The organism is Telluria sp. ZB4P36, assembly GCF_059685865.1.
The window spans coordinates 37,698-53,212 of record NZ_JCASIE010000011.1 but is presented as its reverse complement, the minus strand read 5'-3'; the positions used below and the strand labels follow the sequence as shown (position 1 = coordinate 53,212).

The 15,515-nt window shown below is 65.9% G+C and carries 18 protein-coding genes; 8 read left to right on the top strand and 10 right to left on the bottom strand.

Annotated elements, in window-relative coordinates:
- Positions 1-3: 3 nt before the first annotated feature.
- From murU to AC56LK_RS15115, 3 genes are read left to right on the top strand one after another with little or no spacing between them, the layout of a single operon-like run.
- The gene (gene murU / locus AC56LK_RS15125) at positions 4-726 is read left to right on the top strand and encodes an N-acetylmuramate alpha-1-phosphate uridylyltransferase MurU (RefSeq protein WP_497185317.1); all 723 of its coding nucleotides are present in this window, start codon (positions 4-6) and stop codon (positions 724-726) included.
- A complete protein-coding gene (locus AC56LK_RS15120; RefSeq protein WP_497185316.1) occupies positions 723-2,066 on the top strand; it encodes an aminopeptidase P N-terminal domain-containing protein in 1,344 nt (447 codons plus the stop codon). Before murU ends, AC56LK_RS15120 begins: the two co-directional genes overlap by 4 nt.
- On the top strand, positions 2,066-3,214 hold the full coding sequence (locus AC56LK_RS15115; RefSeq protein ID WP_497185315.1) for a UbiH/UbiF/VisC/COQ6 family ubiquinone biosynthesis hydroxylase: 1,149 nt from the start codon (positions 2,066-2,068) through the stop codon (positions 3,212-3,214). Before AC56LK_RS15120 ends, AC56LK_RS15115 begins: the two co-directional genes overlap by 1 nt.
- Positions 3,215-3,494: 280 nt before the next feature.
- Here AC56LK_RS15115 and AC56LK_RS15110 read toward each other — a convergent pair whose 3' ends face one another.
- The 3 genes from AC56LK_RS15110 to AC56LK_RS15100 are packed head-to-tail and all read right to left on the bottom strand — an operon-like array spanning position 3,495 to position 6,407.
- Positions 3,495-4,952 (bottom strand): NAD(P)(+) transhydrogenase (Re/Si-specific) subunit beta, encoded by a 1,458-nt coding sequence (locus AC56LK_RS15110; protein ID WP_497185314.1) that lies wholly within the window; start codon positions 4,950-4,952, stop codon positions 3,495-3,497.
- On the bottom strand, positions 4,949-5,272 hold the full coding sequence (locus AC56LK_RS15105; protein ID WP_497185313.1) for an NAD(P) transhydrogenase subunit alpha part 2: 324 nt from the start codon (positions 5,270-5,272) through the stop codon (positions 4,949-4,951). The genes AC56LK_RS15110 and AC56LK_RS15105 overlap by 4 nt, the downstream gene beginning before the upstream one ends.
- A gap of 22 nt (positions 5,273-5,294) precedes the next feature.
- Complete coding sequence (locus tag AC56LK_RS15100; protein ID WP_497185312.1) at positions 5,295-6,407, bottom strand: Re/Si-specific NAD(P)(+) transhydrogenase subunit alpha; 1,113 nt, start codon at positions 6,405-6,407, stop codon at positions 5,295-5,297.
- Positions 6,408-6,654: 247 nt separating this feature from the next.
- Between AC56LK_RS15100 and AC56LK_RS15095 the strand changes: the two genes are divergently transcribed.
- On the top strand, positions 6,655-7,137 hold the full coding sequence (locus tag AC56LK_RS15095) for an NUDIX hydrolase (protein ID WP_436103979.1): 483 nt from the start codon (positions 6,655-6,657) through the stop codon (positions 7,135-7,137).
- A 15-nt stretch (positions 7,138-7,152) separates the two neighbouring features.
- A complete protein-coding gene (gene mnmA, locus AC56LK_RS15090; protein WP_497185311.1) occupies positions 7,153-8,268 on the top strand; it encodes a tRNA 2-thiouridine(34) synthase MnmA in 1,116 nt (371 codons plus the stop codon).
- 45 nt (positions 8,269-8,313) lie between these two features.
- On the opposite strand, the gene AC56LK_RS15085 is transcribed toward mnmA, so the two are convergent.
- On the bottom strand, positions 8,314-9,033 hold the full coding sequence (locus AC56LK_RS15085; RefSeq protein WP_497185310.1) for a PEP-CTERM sorting domain-containing protein: 720 nt from the start codon (positions 9,031-9,033) through the stop codon (positions 8,314-8,316).
- Between the two features lie 316 nt (positions 9,034-9,349).
- Between AC56LK_RS15085 and AC56LK_RS15080 the strand changes: the two genes are divergently transcribed.
- On the top strand, positions 9,350-10,021 hold the full coding sequence (locus AC56LK_RS15080; protein WP_497185309.1) for a GAF domain-containing protein: 672 nt from the start codon (positions 9,350-9,352) through the stop codon (positions 10,019-10,021).
- Positions 10,022-10,033: 12 nt separating this feature from the next.
- Here AC56LK_RS15080 and AC56LK_RS15075 read toward each other — a convergent pair whose 3' ends face one another.
- From AC56LK_RS15075 to AC56LK_RS15065, 3 genes are read right to left on the bottom strand one after another with little or no spacing between them, the layout of a single operon-like run.
- A complete protein-coding gene (locus AC56LK_RS15075; protein WP_497185308.1) occupies positions 10,034-10,432 on the bottom strand; it encodes a response regulator in 399 nt (132 codons plus the stop codon).
- A gap of 12 nt (positions 10,433-10,444) precedes the next feature.
- Positions 10,445-11,230, bottom strand: a complete 786-nt coding sequence (locus tag AC56LK_RS15070; protein ID WP_497185307.1) for a 5'-3' exonuclease — start codon at positions 11,228-11,230, stop codon at positions 10,445-10,447.
- 56 nt (positions 11,231-11,286) lie between these two features.
- Positions 11,287-11,955 carry a glutathione S-transferase gene (locus AC56LK_RS15065; RefSeq protein WP_497185306.1) on the bottom strand — a complete coding sequence of 223 codons (669 nt, stop codon included), beginning with the start codon at positions 11,953-11,955 and terminating at the stop codon, positions 11,287-11,289.
- A gap of 137 nt (positions 11,956-12,092) precedes the next feature.
- Here AC56LK_RS15065 and AC56LK_RS15060 point away from each other — a divergent pair, with 137 nt between their 5' ends.
- Positions 12,093-12,467, top strand: a complete 375-nt coding sequence (locus tag AC56LK_RS15060; RefSeq protein WP_497185305.1) for a COG4315 family predicted lipoprotein — start codon at positions 12,093-12,095, stop codon at positions 12,465-12,467.
- Here AC56LK_RS15060 and AC56LK_RS15055 read toward each other — a convergent pair whose 3' ends face one another.
- The 3 genes from AC56LK_RS15055 to AC56LK_RS15045 are packed head-to-tail and all read right to left on the bottom strand — an operon-like array spanning position 12,468 to position 14,876.
- Complete coding sequence (locus tag AC56LK_RS15055) at positions 12,468-12,731, bottom strand: DUF6587 family protein (RefSeq protein WP_497185304.1); 264 nt, start codon at positions 12,729-12,731, stop codon at positions 12,468-12,470. It lies immediately after the preceding gene.
- Positions 12,732-12,733: 2 nt separating this feature from the next.
- A complete protein-coding gene (gene feoB, locus AC56LK_RS15050; protein WP_497185303.1) occupies positions 12,734-14,614 on the bottom strand; it encodes a ferrous iron transporter B in 1,881 nt (626 codons plus the stop codon).
- 4 nt (positions 14,615-14,618) lie between these two features.
- The gene (locus tag AC56LK_RS15045) at positions 14,619-14,876 is read right to left on the bottom strand and encodes a FeoA family protein (protein ID WP_436103969.1); all 258 of its coding nucleotides are present in this window, start codon (positions 14,874-14,876) and stop codon (positions 14,619-14,621) included.
- A 223-nt stretch (positions 14,877-15,099) separates the two neighbouring features.
- Between AC56LK_RS15045 and AC56LK_RS15040 the strand changes: the two genes are divergently transcribed.
- Complete coding sequence (locus AC56LK_RS15040; RefSeq protein WP_258827121.1) at positions 15,100-15,309, top strand: (2Fe-2S)-binding protein; 210 nt, start codon at positions 15,100-15,102, stop codon at positions 15,307-15,309.
- Positions 15,310-15,515: the final 206 nt, after the last annotated feature.

The window sequence follows — 15,515 nt, the reverse complement described above, 5'->3', positions numbered from 1 at the left end:
AGCATGAAAGCCATGATTTTCGCCGCCGGCCGCGGCGAGCGCATGCGCCCGCTCACGGACGCCTGCCCCAAGCCGCTGCTGAAAGTGCGCGGACGGCCGATGATCACCTACCACGTGCTGAACCTGGTGCGTGCCGGGATCACCGACATCGTCATCAACCACTCGCACCTCGGCCACATGATCGAGGACGAGCTGGGCGACGGCAGCAAGTACGGCGCCCGCATCGTGTATTCGCACGAACCGACCCCGCTCGAGACCGCGGGCGGCATCGCCAATGCCCTGCACCTGCTGGGCGACGAACCCTTCCTGGCGGTGTCGGGCGACATCTATGCGCCCTACTTCGATTTCTCGCAGGTGGTCGACGTCCTGAAGGACAAGGACATGCTGGGCATTCCCTACCCGCCCGACAAGCGCGACATCGCCTGGCTGTGGCTGACGCCGAACCCTTGGCACAACCCGGAAGGCGACTTCGCCCTCGACATGTACACCCTGCGCAACGAGGGTGAGGTGAAGTGGAACTTCGCGGGCATCGGCGTCTACCGTCCCGAGATGTTCGACGGGATCGCCGCCGGCGAATTCGTCAAGTTCGGTCCCCTGATGCGCAAGTTCATCGAGCAGGGCCGCGTCGGCGGCGAGCTGTACGATGGCCTGTGGGTCAACGTCGGTACCGCGCGCCAGCTGGAAGAACTGAACGCGCCGCTGGGAGCGGCCAAGACGGGGTCATGACCGCGGCCGCGGCTCCTTACATCGAACGCCGTGCGCGCCTGGCGGCGCGCATGCAGCCGGGATCGGTCGCGGTGCTGGCCACCGCGCCCGAAGTGCTGCGCAACGGCGACAGCGACTACCCCTACCGGCACGACAGCTATTTTTATTACCTGAGCGGTTTTACGGAACCGGAAGCGGTGCTGGTGCTCGTCGCCGCATCAGGCGAGCTGCCTTCGCGCTCCCTCCTGTTCTGCCGCGAGAAGAATCCCGAGCGCGAGATCTGGGACGGTTACCGCTACGGACCGGAGGCGGCGCGCATCGCTTTCGGCTTCGACGAAGCCTTCCCTATCGGCGAACTGGATGCGCAGATGGGCAAGCTGCTGGCCAACGCGCCGGCCCTGTACTACGCCCTCGGCCACAGCGCCGCCCTGGATGCGCAGGTCAGCGGCTGGCTCAAGGCCGTGCGCGCGCAGGGCCGCAGCGGCATCGCGGCGCCCGGCACCACCCACCACCTGCCCGGCATCCTCGACGACATGCGCCTGCTGAAGGATGCGGGCGAACAGGCGATCATGGGGCGTGCCGCCGCGATCGCCGCGGCGGGCCACGCGCGCGCCATGCGCTTCACCCGGCCCGGCGTGTTCGAGTACGAGATCGAAGCCGAGCTGCTGCACGAATTCCGCCGCAACGGCGCCCAGTTCCCGGCCTATACCCCGATCGTCGCCTCCGGCAGCAACGCCTGCGTGCTGCACTACAACCAGAACGACCGCCGGTGCCGCGAGGGCGAACTGGTGCTGGTCGACGCCGGCTGCGAGTTGGACGGCTATGCTTCGGACATCACGCGCACCTGGCCGGTGGGCGGACGTTTCAGCACGCCGCAGAAACTCCTGTACGAATTGGTGCTGCAGGCCCAGCAGGCGGCCTTCGCCGCCATCGTCCCGGGGCGGCCCTACAGCGGCATGCACGAAGCGGCGCTGCAGGTGCTGGCAAGCGGCATGCTGGACCTCGGCCTGCTCGATCGCCAGAAATATGCCTCGGCCGAGGACGCGATTGCCGACAAGGCCCACCTGCAGTTCTACATGCACGGCACCGGCCACTGGCTCGGCATGGACGTGCACGATGTCGGGCCCTATCGCGACCTGAGCGTCGCCGAGGGGCCTTCGCGGCCCCTGCTGGCGGGGATGGCGCTGACGGTGGAGCCGGGCATCTACGTGCGGCCGGGCGAAGGCGTGCCCGAGCAGTTCTGGAACATCGGCATCCGGATCGAGGACGACGTGATCGTCACCGCGGATGGCTGCCGCATCCTCTCCGGCGACGCGCCGAAGAGCGTCGTGGAGATTGAAACACTGATGGAGGAGCGTTGATGGCGGACGAGCGGATCGATGTCGATGTGGCGATCTGTGGCGCCGGTCCGGTAGGACTGGCACTGGCCGCCTTCCTGGCGCGGCGCGGGGTGGATGGCAAGCGCATCGCCCTCATCGACGGCAAGTCGCTGGGCCAGGCGATCAGCGATCCGCGCTCGATCGCGCTGTCCTGGGGCAGCGTGCAGCTGCTGGAGGAAGTGCGGGCCTGGCCGCTGCCGGCCACGCCGATCCACGAGATCCACGTCTCGCGCCGCGGCCAGCTTGGCCGCAGCCTGATGGACCGGGCCGAGCACAAGCTGCCGGCACTGGGCTACGTCGCGCGCTACGGCGCCGTGGTGGACGCGCTGGCGCGCGCCTGCGACAAGGCCGGCGTGGCCACGCTGCGCCCGGCCCGGGTCGAGGCCTTCGATGAAGAAGACAGCGGCGTACGGCTGCGCCTGGACGACGGCCGCAGCGTGTTCGCGCAGGTGGCGGTGCAGGCCGAGGGCGGCGTGTTCGGCCAGCAGGACGGCAAGGCCCGGCAGCGCGACTACGGCCAGACTGCCCTGATCGCGCGCGTGACCGTGAGCGAGCCGGTCGCGCACCGCGCCTTCGAGCGCTTCACCGACGAAGGGCCGCTGGCGCTGCTGCCGCAGGACGATGGCGACGGCCACCAGTACGCGCTGGTGTGGTGCATGCGCCCGGAGCGCGCGACGGACGTCCAGTTGCTCGACGATGCCGCGTTCTTGAAGCAGCTGGGCGAGGCCTTCGGCACCCGCCTGGGCAGCTTCACGGCCAGCTCGCCACGCGTCGCCTTCCCGCTCGGCCTGAACGCCGAAGCCCGCGCCACCACGCGCACGGTCGCGATCGGCAACGCCGCGCAAACCCTGCATCCGGTCGCCGGCCAGGGCCTGAACCTCGGCCTGCGCGACGCCGCCGTGCTGGCGCGCCAGCTGGCACGCGGCGCCACGCCGGAAGCGGTCGGCGCCTTCATGAGCGCGCGCGCCCAGGACCGGCGCCTGACGATCTCCCTGACCGACACCATGGCCCGCGCCTTCACCGGCGGCGGCCCGCTGCAGCCCATGCTGGGCCTGTCGCTCGCGGCGCTGGACCTCGCCAAGCCGGCCCGCCTGCTGCTGGCCGAGCTGATGATGTTCGGCCGCCGCTGACCCAACAAGTGGGGTCAGAGTAGAATTATTCGCCAAGATCTCCGCATCAACTGGCCTAGCACCATTGATCGTAACAGGAACCAATTGATCCGAAGATCGTACTCAGTAATTCGACTCTGACCCTTATTGTTCAGCCAACAGCGACGCCACCAACAATTGGGGTCAGAGTCGAATTATTTGCCAAAAGCTTCAAAGCAAGTGGCTTCGCCCCATGTTTCATAGATGGGCGACTGATCGCTGGATCAATTGGCAAATAATTCTACTCTGACCCTACTGTTGATTATTCGACAGCCTTGACCATCGATTCGATCACCTTCTTGGCGTCGCCGAAGACCATCATCGTGTTCGGCTGGTAGAACAGGTCGTTGTCCAGGCCTGCGTAGCCGGAAGCCATCGAGCGCTTGTTGACGATGATGCTCTTGGCTTTATAGGCCTCGAGAATCGGCATGCCGGCGATCGGCGATTTCGGGTCCTTGGCCGCCGGGTTCACCACGTCGTTCGCGCCCAGCACCAGCACCACGTCGGTCTGGCCGAACTCGCCGTTGATGTCTTCCATCTCGACCACCTGGTCGTAGGGCACTTCGGCCTCGGCCAGCAGCACGTTCATGTGGCCCGGCATGCGGCCGGCCACCGGGTGGATCGCGTAGCGCACCTGGACGCCGTGCTCGGTCAGCTTGTCGACCAGTTCCTTCACCGAGTGCTGGGCGCGCGCCACCGCCAGGCCGTAGCCGGGGACGATGATCACCGATTCCGCATTCTGCAGGATGAAGGCGGCGTCGTCCGCCGAGCCGGATTTCACCGGGCGCTGTTCCTTGGCGCCGCCGTCGTCCACCACGGCCTCGCCGCCGAAGCCGCCCAGCAGCACGTTGAAGAAGGAGCGGTTCATCGCCTTGCACATGATGTACGAGAGGATCGCGCCGCTCGAGCCCACCAGCGAGCCGGCGATGATCAGCATCGAGTTGTTCAGCGAGAAGCCGATGCCCGCCGCCGCCCAGCCGGAATAGGAATTCAGCATCGACACCACCACCGGCATGTCGGCGCCGCCGATCGGGATGATGATCAGCACGCCCAGCACGAAGGACAGCGCGGCCATGATGATGAAGGGGGTCCAGGCCGGCGCCACGTTGGCGTCGAAGCAGAACATCAGGCCCAGCGCGATGATCGCGATCGCCAGCACCAGGTTCAGGATGTGCTGCCCGGCGAAGCGCACCGGCGCGCCCTGGAACAGGCGGAACTTGTACTTGCCCGACAGCTTGCCGAAGGCGATCACCGAACCCGAGAAGGTCACCGCGCCCACGAAGGTGCCGATGAACAGTTCCAGGCGGTTGCCGAAGGGGAGCGGGGTGTCGCGGGTGGCGATGTTGAAGGCCCAGGGCTCGGACACCGCGGCGATCGCGATGCAGACCGCGGCCAGGCCGATCAGCGAGTGCATCGCCGCGACCAGCTCCGGCATCTTGGTCATCTCGACCTTCTTCGCCGCCACCGCGCCGATGGCGCCACCGACCACCACGCCCAGGATCACCAGCGGGAAGCCCATGCCGCGGCCGGTCGCCAGTTCGGCCTGCAGCTTGAAGATCAGGGCCACCGTGGTCAGCACGGCGATCGCCATCCCGGCCATGCCGAAGGTATTCCCGAGGCGCGCCGTCGACGGCGAGGACAGGCCCTTGAGCGCCTGGATGAAGCAGATCGAGGCCATCAGGTAGAGCAGGGTCACGGCATTCATGCTGATGAAGTTCATGCCCGTTCCTCCGCCGCAGCTTTGGAAGCCTTGGGCTCCTTCTTCTTGAACATCTCGAGCATGCGGCGCGTGACCATGAAGCCGCCGAACACGTTCACCGCGGCCAGCGCCACCGCGAGGGTGCCGGATACCTGCCCGGCCAGCCCTTCGGTGAGGCCGGCGGCCAGCATGGCGCCGACGATGATGATGGCCGAGATCGCGTTGGTCACCGCCATCAGCGGCGTGTGCAGCGCGGGGGTGACGTTCCAGACCACGTGGTAGCCGACGTAGATGGCCAGCACGAAGATGATCAGGTTGATGATGGTATGGCTGATTTCCATGCTTCGCTCCTCTTCCTCGTTCTTATGTCCGCAGCACTGCCCCGTCGGCGCACACCAGGGTGGCGCGCACGATCTCGTCCTCGCGGTCGATCGCGAACTTGTCCTCCTTGTCGATGAGCAGCTTGAGGAAGTCCAGCACATTCCGGGCATACAGGGCGGAAGCATCGGCCGCCACCATGGAAGCCAGGTTCGGTTCGCCGATGATGTGCACCCCGTGCTTGATCACCGTGCGGCCCAGCTCCGTCAGCGGGCAGTTGCCGCCCTGCTCGATCGCCATGTCGACGATCACCGAGCCCGGTTTCATGGCCTGCACCGTCTCTGCCGAAATCAGGGTCGGCGCCTTGCGGCCCGGGATCAGGGCGGTGGTGATGATGATGTCGGCCAGCTTGGCGCGCTCGTGCACCAGCGCCGCCTGGCGCTGCATCCAGCCGGCCGGCATCGGCCGCGCGTAGCCGCCCGCGCCCTTGGCGATCTCGCGTTCCTCGTCGGTCTCGTACGGCACGTCGATGAACTTGGCGCCGAGCGACTCGACCTGCTCCTTCACCGGCGGGCGCACGTCGGAGGCTTCGATCACGGCGCCCAGGCGCTTGGCGGTGGCGATGGCCTGCAGGCCGGCCACGCCGACGCCCATGATCAGGACCCGCGCCGCCTTGACCGTGCCGGCCGCCGTCATCAGCATCGGCATGAAGCGGCCATAGGTGTTCGCGGCCAGCATCACGGCCTTGTAGCCGGCGATGTTGGCTTGGCTCGACAGCACGTCCATCGACTGGGCGCGCGTGATGCGCGGCGCGGCCTCGAGCGCGAAGGCGGTCAGGCCGGCGCCGGCCAGCGCGGCCAGGTTCCCGGTATCGAAGGGATTGAGCATGCCGACCAGGACGCTGCCGGCCCGCATCCGGGCGCGCTCGCCGGCGTCGGGACTGCGCACCTTGAGCACCATGTCGGCGCCGAAGGCGGTGGCGGCGTCGACGATGGTGGCGCCGGCCGCTTCATAGGCGGCGTCGGGAATCGATGCCTTGACCCCGGCGCCGGCTTCGACCTGGACCTGATGACGCGCGGCCAGCTTCTTGACGGTTTCGGGAGTTGCAGCAACGCGGGTCTCGCCCGGCCTGGTCTCGGCCGGTATGCCAATTCTCATGAATCCTCCGTTCAGTGGACACATCCGCCCACAATCTAACATGTAAACACGGCAATTGCTTCATAACAAATACTAAAAAACCAATATTTGATTGTGTCCACGAAGTCTTATGAATGCCAGCCGCACTGCCCAGTTGTTTGCAACAGATCAAGGCCATTTAACGACAGGCAAGCGCACAGCAAGCGGCATGGATGAGCGAAGATGCCCGCTGTCAAGGTAGAATGTCGGCTCATTTTCAAGGACGCGCATGACCGATATCTTCAAACCATCCGTGACCGTCGCCGCGATCATCGAGCGTGATGGCCGTTTCCTGCTGATCGAGGAAGAGACGAGCGAAGGCGTGAAGCTGAACCAGCCGGCCGGGCACCTCGACCCCCACGAGTCGCTGGAGCAGGCGGTGGTGCGCGAAGCGCTGGAGGAGACCGCGCACGAATTCATCCCGACCGCCCTGGTCGGGATGTACATGTCGCGCTACCATTCGAAATCGCGCGGGACCGACGTCACCTACCTGCGCTTCACCTTCTGCGGCCATGCCGGCCGCGAGCTGGACCAGCCGCTCGACGAGGGCATCCTGCGCACCTTGTGGATGACGCGCGACGAGATCGCCGCCACGGCCGAACGCCACCGCAGCCCGATCGTGCTGCAGTGCGTGGACGACTACCTGGCCGGCCATCGTACGCCGCTGCACCTGCTGTATACCCATCCTTCGGTCTTCGAGGGCGGGATCTAAAAGAACGGAATTGAAATGAGCAAGAAAAAAGTCGTGATCGGGATGTCGGGCGGTGTCGACTCCTCCGTCGCGGCGTGGATGTTGAAGGAACAGGGCTACGAGGTGATCGGCCTGTTCATGAAGAACTGGGAAGACGACGACGACTCGGAATACTGCTCGACGCGCCAGGACTGGATCGATGCGGCCAGCGTGGCCGACGTGGTCGGCGTCGACATCGAGGCGGTCAACTTCGCCGCCGAATACAAGGACCGCGTGTTCGCGGAATTCCTGCGCGAGTACCAGGCCGGCCGCACGCCGAACCCGGACGTGCTGTGCAATGCCGAGATCAAGTTCAAGGCTTTCCTCGACCATGCAATGAAGCTGGGCGCCGACCTGATCGCGACCGGCCACTATGCGCGCGTGCGCGAGAACGCGGGCCGCTTCGAACTGCTGAAAGCCTTCGATCACACCAAGGACCAGAGTTACTTCCTGCACCGCCTTAACCAGGCCCAGCTCTCGAAGTCGCTGTTCCCGCTGGGCGAGATCCCGAAGACCGAGGTGCGCAAGATCGCCGAGCGCCTGGGCCTGCCCAACGCGCAAAAGAAGGACTCGACCGGCATCTGCTTCATCGGCGAGCGCCCCTTCCGCGAATTCCTGAACCGCTACCTGTCGCACAAACCGGGCCCGATGAAGCTCGACACCGGCGAGACCGTGGGCGAGCACATCGGCCTGTCCTTCTACACGCTGGGCCAGCGCAAGGGCATCGGGATCGGCGGCCTGAAGTCGCGCAAGAACGTGGACGGCACCAGCGAGCCGTGGTTCGTGGCGCGCAAGGACGTCGCCACCAACACGCTCTACATCGTGCAGGGCCACGAGCATCCGTGGCTGCTGTCGCCGAACCTGGAAGCCGGCCAGGCCAACTGGGTGGCGGGCGAGCCGCCGGCAGCCGAGGGCGAAGGCCGCCTGCTGTCGGCCAAGACCCGCTACCGCCAGGCCGACGTGGCCTGCACCGTGCGTGCCGACGGGATGGCGCGTTTCGCGCTCGATTTCGGGGAGCCGCAGTGGGCGGTGACGCCGGGGCAGTCGGCCGTGCTGTACGACGGCGACGTGTGCCTGGGTGGTGGCATCATCGATGGCAAATCGGCGGCCTGAGGCCGCCGATCGCAAGGGGCATGCGGGCGCATGCCCGCACTTTCTTCAGGCCTGAACGCGGGCCTTGCGGCGGCTCGCGGCGCCGGCACCCAGCAGGCCCAGGCCGATCAGCGCCAGCGACGCTGGTTCAGGCACGTTCGACGGCGGCAGCGTATCTTCCGGAATTAGCGCGTAGTGGACCGTGCCGCCCATGTAGAGCGCATCGCCGAAACCGCTACCCCAGAACTGCACCTTGGTGAACCCGCCGGCATCGTCGAAGGCGCCGACGAACACCTGGTTGCGGCCGTTGAACATGACGTCGCCGGCCTGGGTCGATTGACCCACCTTGATGGCCGCGCCGCCGTCGAAGGAGATGTAGAGGGCCGACGGATGGCAGCAGGTGCCCCAGTCACCCACCTCGAAGCCGACCGCATTCACGGCCGCGTCGAAGGTCAGCGTCACGCCGCTGCCCTTGCCGCCATCGTTGTTATTGACCGCGTTCATACTGATCACCTTGCCCGGGATCGTCCCATAGTTGCTGACGTTCATCACAGCGCCGCTGGTACGCGAAACGCTGTAATCGCCGCGGTCGATACTCGTTTGATTGGTCGCCAGGGTGCTCCACAGATCATGCTTGGCCGTGCCGCCGGCAGCATCCACGGTGCTGTTGAAGTTGTTCAGGCCGTTGGAAGGCGAGCCGAAAACGGCAACCTGGGTGGCATGTGCCGATGCGGCGCCGGCGAGCAGCGCGATTGGCAAGGCGAACTTGCTGAAGAAGTTTTTCATTTTTATCCCTAGAAAAGAAGTTTGCCAAACTAGCAAGCAACTTTTGTGCCAGGAAATAATTTCCTTTTTTCATCAATTACTTAAGTATCGATCGAAAAAACCTGGGTACCGGATGTAAAGAAAATCGACAGGATGCACGGCCGTTTGGCCACGCCGATGCCATCGTCGGCCGGCATTTATCGGAAGTGACGATAATAGGGACAGCTCCGCTCTAAGTGATGCTCATAGTCAATTTTTCGTACAGTCTTCACGCAGTTCCGTCAAATATTTCGGAATTCGGGTAGAATGGATAGATCGACTACAAATCACCGGGAACATGAGCGAGGACGATCCGATCCTGACGACGCGGGAAGCAGCGGACATGCTGGGCGTTGCCGTCAGCACAGCGCAGCTCTGGATGGAGAGCGGAGCACTGCGCGCCTGGAAGACGCCCGGCGGGCACCGGCGCGTGCGCGTGAGCGCGGTGCGCCAGCTGCAGGCAAGGCAGGCCCCGGGCGTGGCCCCGGCAGACGTGGCGCCCGCCCCTGTCGCGCAGGCATTCGACCTGCTGTCTACCCACCCACTGCTCGACACGCCGGCCGAGGAAGTCTTCGACCGCCTGGCGCGGCTGGCCGCGCAGGTGACGGACTGCCCGATGGCGCTGGTCACGGTGCTGGCGGGAGGGCGCCAGTGGTTCAAGGCGCGCGTCGGCCTCGAGCTGCGGGAGACGCCGCGCGAGTGGGCGTTCTGCAACCAGGCGCTGGCCACCGGACTAGCCTTCGTGGTGGGCGACGCCGCCAACGATGCACGTTTCGCCGCCAACCCGCTGGTGACGCGGGCGCCGCACGTACGCTTCTATGCCGGGGTGCCGCTGGAAGACGCGCAGGGCCGCCGCTTCGGCACCCTGTGCGTGCTGGACCGCGAGCCGCGCCGCCTGCGCGAGCGCGAACTGCGCGCCCTGCACGAGCTGGCGGCGATCGCGTCGGACGAACTCAAGCGGCGCGGCTGAGCACCGGCCGCGCTATTCCGCGCTGCCCGCGCCTCCCTGCTGCTTGCGGACGACCGCGATCACGGTATTGCGGATGGTCTTGAGTACGGCGTCGGCCTTGAAGGGCTTGACGATGAAGCCGTGCACGCCGCGCCCGAGCGCGTCCTGGATGGCGGCGGCATCGAGCGTGCCCGACACCATGAAGATCATCGCCTTCGGCAGCTGGACGCGCAGTTCCTCGACGATGCGGCTGCCGTCCTCGACCTGCTCGCGCGCAATGCAGACGATCTGCGGACGGTGCTTCATCGCCAGCCCGTAGCCGAGCGTGCCGGTGTGGGTCTGCGCGACGACGTCGTAGCCGCCGTCGAGCAGCACGGTGTTGAGCAGGCCGCGCGCGATGGCGCTGCCGTCCACGATCAATGCCTTCAGCATCGCCTCTTTCCTTCAGTGTGATTCATAGGCCAGCATGTTCCAGGTCACGCCCAGCCGCACGTCCAGCTTGAGCTCGACCAGCCGGCGCGATACCGCCAGTATCTCACGCTCGGCGCGCAGCCTTTCGCCCAGCGGGGTCTTGAGGATGCCGGCCCCGGCCACCACGGCGTCCAGGCTGCCGTAGGCATTGAGCAGGCGCGCGGCGGTCTTCATGCCGATCTTCGACACGCCCGGCACGCCGTCGGTCGGGTCGCCCATCAGGGCCAGCAGGTCGTGCAGCAGTTCCGGCGCCACGCCGAAGCGCTGGCGCACCCAGGCGTCGTCATGCCATTCGTTCTTGAAGTGGTCCCACACCAGCGCGCCGTGCGCGATCAGGATGTGCAGGTCCTTGTCGGTGGTCGCCACGATGGCCTCGCCCCGCCCTTCCTGCAGCCAGCGCATGACGCCGGTCGCGATCACGTCGTCGGCCTCGACCTCGGGCAGCGCCAGCACGTGCAGGCCGGCCTGGCGCAGGCGCTCGTGGAAGTCCGGCAGGGCCTCGCGCAGCGGTGCGGGCATGGCGGCGCGTCCCTCGCGGTAGCGCGGGTAGAGGGTGTGGCGCCAGTTCGGACCGCCGTAATCGAAGGCCGCCAGCACGTGGGTCGGCGCATGCGCTTCCAGCAGGTTGCGGAAGGACGAAAACGCATGGCGCAGCGCGATGCTGGCCTTCAGGTCGGAATCCGGTTCGGGGCTGGCTTCGTAGACGCGGCGCACGATGTTCAGGCCATCGATCGCGAGCAGCTTTCCCTGTTTGCTCATGGTGGTGGTTCGGTTGATGCGGCGCCGCCATGATAAACCGGACGGGCTGGCCCGTACTATGCGTAATCGTATTTTCCGCCGCGCTCCAGCGCGCGCTGGTAAGCCGGACGCGCGTGGATCTTCTGGAGGAAGGCGGCCAGCTTCGGGTATTGGCTGCCGAGGCCGCCGCGCGAGGCGGCCGCTTCCAGCGCAAAGCTCATCTGGATGTCGGCGGCGCTGAACTCCTCGCCGGCGAACCAGCTGGATTTGCCCAACTCACTCTCCAGGAAATCGAGCTGGCTGCGGATGTTCGGCAGGATGAAGCTGTCCTTGACCTTGCGCGCGATCGCACGCGCGATCGGTTTCGCGAAGAATGGCATCGGGCCGTTCTCGACCTTGTCGAACACCAGCTTCATCAAGAGCGGCGACATGGCCGAGCCTTCGGCGAAGTGCAGGAAGTAGGTGTAGCGCAGGCGCTCCGGGGTGCCGCTTGCCGGCACCAGGCGCCCGTTGCCGTAGCGGCCGGTGAGGTATTCGACGATCGCACCGGACTCCGCCACCACGGTGCCGCCGTCGGTGATCACCGGCGACTTGCCGAGCGGGTGCACCGCCTTCAGTTCCGGCGGCGCCAGCATGGTCTTGGGGTCGCGCTGGTACTTCTTGATCTCGTATTCCAGCCCGAGCTCTTCGAGCAGCCACAGGATGCGCTGCGAGCGCGAATTGTTCAGGTGGTGGACGACGATCATGGACTGCTTCCGTGGAGTTCGAGAGGCCGCCAGCTTAGCATGTTGTGCGCCTGCCACGGATGAGGCGATGGATGCCTTGGCGGCGCAAGCGGACTAGAATGGACGTCCACCCACGCAGTGAACGACCAGGAGGCTATATGAAATTGCTTCGCGTCAGTACCGCTGTCCTCGCCCTGCTGTTCTCTTCCACCGCCCTTGCCAACGACCCGGCTCCATTGCGGGCCGCCAACGGCATGCTCGTCAACAGTGCCGGCATGACGGTCTACACCTACGACAAGGACGCGCCTGACAGCGGCAAGAGCAGCTGCGTCGCGACCTGTGCCAAGAACTGGCCGCCGGTCATGGCCGAAGGGACGCCGCCGGCGCCCTACTCGGTCGTCACGCGCGAGGATGGCGGCAAGCAGCTGGCCCACAAGGGCAAGCCCCTGTACACCTTCGTGAAAGACAAGAAAGCGGGAGACAAGACCGGCGACGGCGTCGGCGGCGCCTGGCACGTGGTCAAGAGCGAGTGATCAGCGCCGTTCGTGGATCTTGATGACCCTGCCGCTGCCCTTGCCGGGCGGCGGCGCGGGCTCGGACGGCCCGCAGGTATTGCAGCTGTTGCAGCCGCTGCCGCAGCTGGCCGAAGTGTCGAGCCACTTCACCAGCGTCGATTGCTTCCCGCCCTGCGACAGGCGGTGCACGATGGCGCGGCGCCAGCCGTCGGGCAGGTACTTCGCGCCGACGTAGAGCACGGCCAGCGCGACGATGATCCCGGCTACCAGCTCCTGCCACATGCTCAGCCCCCCGTGAAGTACAAGGTCACGCGGTAGACGATGAAGGCTGCGACGTAGGCCAGGCCGAACATGTAGCCGGCCATGATCCAGGCGTAGCGGCGGTTGCCGGTCTCGCGCGCCACCGTGGCCAGCGTCGGCAGGCAGTGCGGCGCATAGACGTACCAGGTGAGCAGCGACAGGCCGGTGGCCAGCGACCACGATTGCGCGATCAGCGGCGCCAGGGTGTTGCCGACTTCATCGCCACCCGACAGCGCATACACCTGGCCCAGGGCGCCGACCGCGACTTCGCGCGCGGCCATGCCCGGCACCAGGGCGATCGCGATCTCCCAGCCGAAGCCGATCGGGGCCAGCAGGTATTCGAGGCCGCGGCCGATCATGCCGGCCACGCTGTAGTACACCGGCGGATGGGTCGCGCCTTCCGGCGCGCCCGGGAAGCTCGACAGCACCCACAGCAGGATCATCATGGTGAGGATCAGGGTACCGACCCGCTTCAGGAAGATCTTGGCGCGTTCCCACAGGCCCATGGCCAGGGCGCGCGGCTGCGGCCAGTGGTAGGCCGGCAGTTCCATCATGAGGGCATGCTGCTTGTAGTCGCTGCGGCGCTTCATGAACCAGGCCACCGCCATCGCGCTCAGGATGCCGGCCATGTACAGCACGAACAACACCAGGCCCTGCAGGTTCATCAGGCCGGCGACCTCGCGGTCCGGGATGAAGGCGGCGATCAGGAGCGCATACACCGGCAGGCGCGCCGAGCAGGTCATGAGCGGCGCGATCATGATCGTCACCAGGCGGTCGCGCGGGTTCTGGATGGTGCGCGCGGCCATGATGCCGGGGATCGCGCAGGCGAAGGAGGACAGCAGCGGCAGGAAGGCGCGGCCCGACAGGCCCACGCTGCCCATGATGCGGTCGAGCAGGAAGGCGGCGCGCGGCAGGTAGCCCACGTCTTCCAGCAGCAGGATGAAGAAGAACAGGATCAGGATCTGCGGCAGGAACACCAGCACGCTGCCGACGCCGGCGATGATGCCGTCCACGATCAGGCTGTGCAGAACGCCTTCGCCCAGCAGCAGGCCGACCTGCTCGCCGAGGGCGCCGACGCCCGCCTCGATCAGGTCCATCGGGGTGCCGGCCCAGCTGAACACGGCCTGGAAGATCAGGAACATCAGCGCGGCCAGCAGCACCGGGCCGAGCACCGGGTGCAGCACCACGTTGTCGATCTTTTCGGTGAGGTTGCCGCGGTCGGCGCCGCTGGAGACGGCGAGGTCGAGGATGCGGCGCACTTCGCGCTGGGTTTCCTCGACCGGCACCGCGTCGATCGCCGACAGCGGATTGGCCTTGACCGGGACATCGAAGGCCATGCGGTCCAGTTCGGCCAGCAGGCCTTGCTCGCCGCCGGCCTGGATGGCGACGGTTTCGACCACCGGCATGCCCAGCGCCGCCGACAGCTTGGCGGTATCGATGGCGATGCCGCGCTTGCGCGCGACGTCGACCATGTTCAACACGAGCACCATCGGCAGGCCGAGGCGCTTGAGCTCCAGCACCATGCGCAGGTTCAGGCGCAAATTGGTCGCGTTGACCACGCACAGGATGGCGTCGGGCGCGGCTTCGCCGGCACGCAGGCCGGCCACCACGTCGCGCGTGATGGCTTCGTCCGGGGTCTGGGCGCTCAGGCTGTAGGCGCCCGGCAGGTCGAGCACGCGGAAGGCGCGGCCGGCGGGCGAGGTGAAGCTGCCTTCCTTGCGTTCGATGGTCACGCCGGCATAGTTCGCGACCTTCTGGCGCGAGCCGGTCAACCGGTTGAACAATGCGGTCTTGCCGCAGTTGGGATTGCCGAGCAGTGCGACCAGGGGCGTACGCGACGCCACCTGTTGTTCCATGACTCCCATCCGCTTATTCCGGCTTGATCGACACGAGGGCCGCTTCGAAGCGGCGCAGGGCGAAGGTGGACTCGCCCACCTTGACCGCCAGCGGGCCACCCAGCACGCGCTTGAGCACGCGGATGCGCTCGCCCGGCACGAAGCCGAGTTCCATCAGGCGGCGCTGGACGTCGCCGGCGCCCTGCTGCTCCGCCGGTGCAAGGTGGATCACAGTGGCGCTCTGGCCAGGCTGGAGGGCGTCGAGGGTGGTGAGGCTGGGAGCTAAGGTCATGGTCGCGTCCGGATAGTAGGACTACATATGTAGCGCTGATGAGACAGATATGAGCATCATAAACCTAAATGCGAATTATTTCTATTTGCAGCTTGATCATACTCGCCAGAATTTGCGCGCACATCACAAAAATCAGTTGCAAACGCCGCCGAGTTTCAGCAGAATAGAACACGAATGAGATTGATTCTCATTCGTGTGATGATAAAGGCAAGGAGCCGCAACGATGATCGTCTGTGTTTGCAACAACATTTCTGACCGTGAAATCCGCCAGGCGGTCGACCTCGGCATCTCCTCGGTCGCCGAACTGCACAAGGAACTGGGCGTCGGCACCATGTGCGGCAAGTGTGTCAGCTATGCACGCGAAGTGCTCAACGAACACCTGGACAGCAAGACCACGATTACCGAAGTGCGCCGCGTTCCCCAAGCGGCCTGAGGCAAAATCGGCTCTCTCCTGCCCCGCCATGCGCGGGGTTTTTTTTCGTAGTGAGAAGCGTTCTCGCGATGGAACGAGAACGGTTTCCATTACGGCGCATTTCGATGATTTTCCCTGCTTTTGAGGCAGTTTTTTCAGGATTTTCGCCGGTTTTTGGCCGATTCTGGACAGCTTGTTTGCTATCATGGTGTCTATCCAACATCACC

Coding starts and splice junctions, on each gene's coding strand:
- AC56LK_RS15080 (WP_497185309.1), top strand. CDS start 9,350: ATGAGCGAGGACGATCCGATCCTGACGACGCGGGAAGCAGCGGACATG.
- AC56LK_RS15095 (WP_436103979.1), top strand. CDS start 6,655: ATGACCGATATCTTCAAACCATCCGTGACCGTCGCCGCGATCATCGAG.
- AC56LK_RS15115 (WP_497185315.1), top strand. CDS start 2,066: ATGGCGGACGAGCGGATCGATGTCGATGTGGCGATCTGTGGCGCCGGT.
- AC56LK_RS15085 (WP_497185310.1), bottom strand. CDS start 9,033: ATGAAAAACTTCTTCAGCAAGTTCGCCTTGCCAATCGCGCTGCTCGCC.
- AC56LK_RS15040 (WP_258827121.1), top strand. CDS start 15,100: ATGATCGTCTGTGTTTGCAACAACATTTCTGACCGTGAAATCCGCCAG.
- AC56LK_RS15105 (WP_497185313.1), bottom strand. CDS start 5,272: ATGGAAATCAGCCATACCATCATCAACCTGATCATCTTCGTGCTGGCC.
- AC56LK_RS15110 (WP_497185314.1), bottom strand. CDS start 4,952: ATGAACTTCATCAGCATGAATGCCGTGACCCTGCTCTACCTGATGGCC.
- AC56LK_RS15070 (WP_497185307.1), bottom strand. CDS start 11,230: ATGAGCAAACAGGGAAAGCTGCTCGCGATCGATGGCCTGAACATCGTG.
- AC56LK_RS15100 (WP_497185312.1), bottom strand. CDS start 6,407: ATGAGAATTGGCATACCGGCCGAGACCAGGCCGGGCGAGACCCGCGTT.
- feoB (WP_497185303.1), bottom strand. CDS start 14,614: ATGGGAGTCATGGAACAACAGGTGGCGTCGCGTACGCCCCTGGTCGCA.
- AC56LK_RS15120 (WP_497185316.1), top strand. CDS start 723: ATGACCGCGGCCGCGGCTCCTTACATCGAACGCCGTGCGCGCCTGGCG.
- AC56LK_RS15065 (WP_497185306.1), bottom strand. CDS start 11,955: ATGATCGTCGTCCACCACCTGAACAATTCGCGCTCGCAGCGCATCCTG.
- AC56LK_RS15045 (WP_436103969.1), bottom strand. CDS start 14,876: ATGACCTTAGCTCCCAGCCTCACCACCCTCGACGCCCTCCAGCCTGGC.
- AC56LK_RS15075 (WP_497185308.1), bottom strand. CDS start 10,432: ATGCTGAAGGCATTGATCGTGGACGGCAGCGCCATCGCGCGCGGCCTG.
- mnmA (WP_497185311.1), top strand. CDS start 7,153: ATGAGCAAGAAAAAAGTCGTGATCGGGATGTCGGGCGGTGTCGACTCC.
- AC56LK_RS15055 (WP_497185304.1), bottom strand. CDS start 12,731: ATGTGGCAGGAGCTGGTAGCCGGGATCATCGTCGCGCTGGCCGTGCTC.
- murU (WP_497185317.1), top strand. CDS start 4: ATGAAAGCCATGATTTTCGCCGCCGGCCGCGGCGAGCGCATGCGCCCG.
- AC56LK_RS15060 (WP_497185305.1), top strand. CDS start 12,093: ATGAAATTGCTTCGCGTCAGTACCGCTGTCCTCGCCCTGCTGTTCTCT.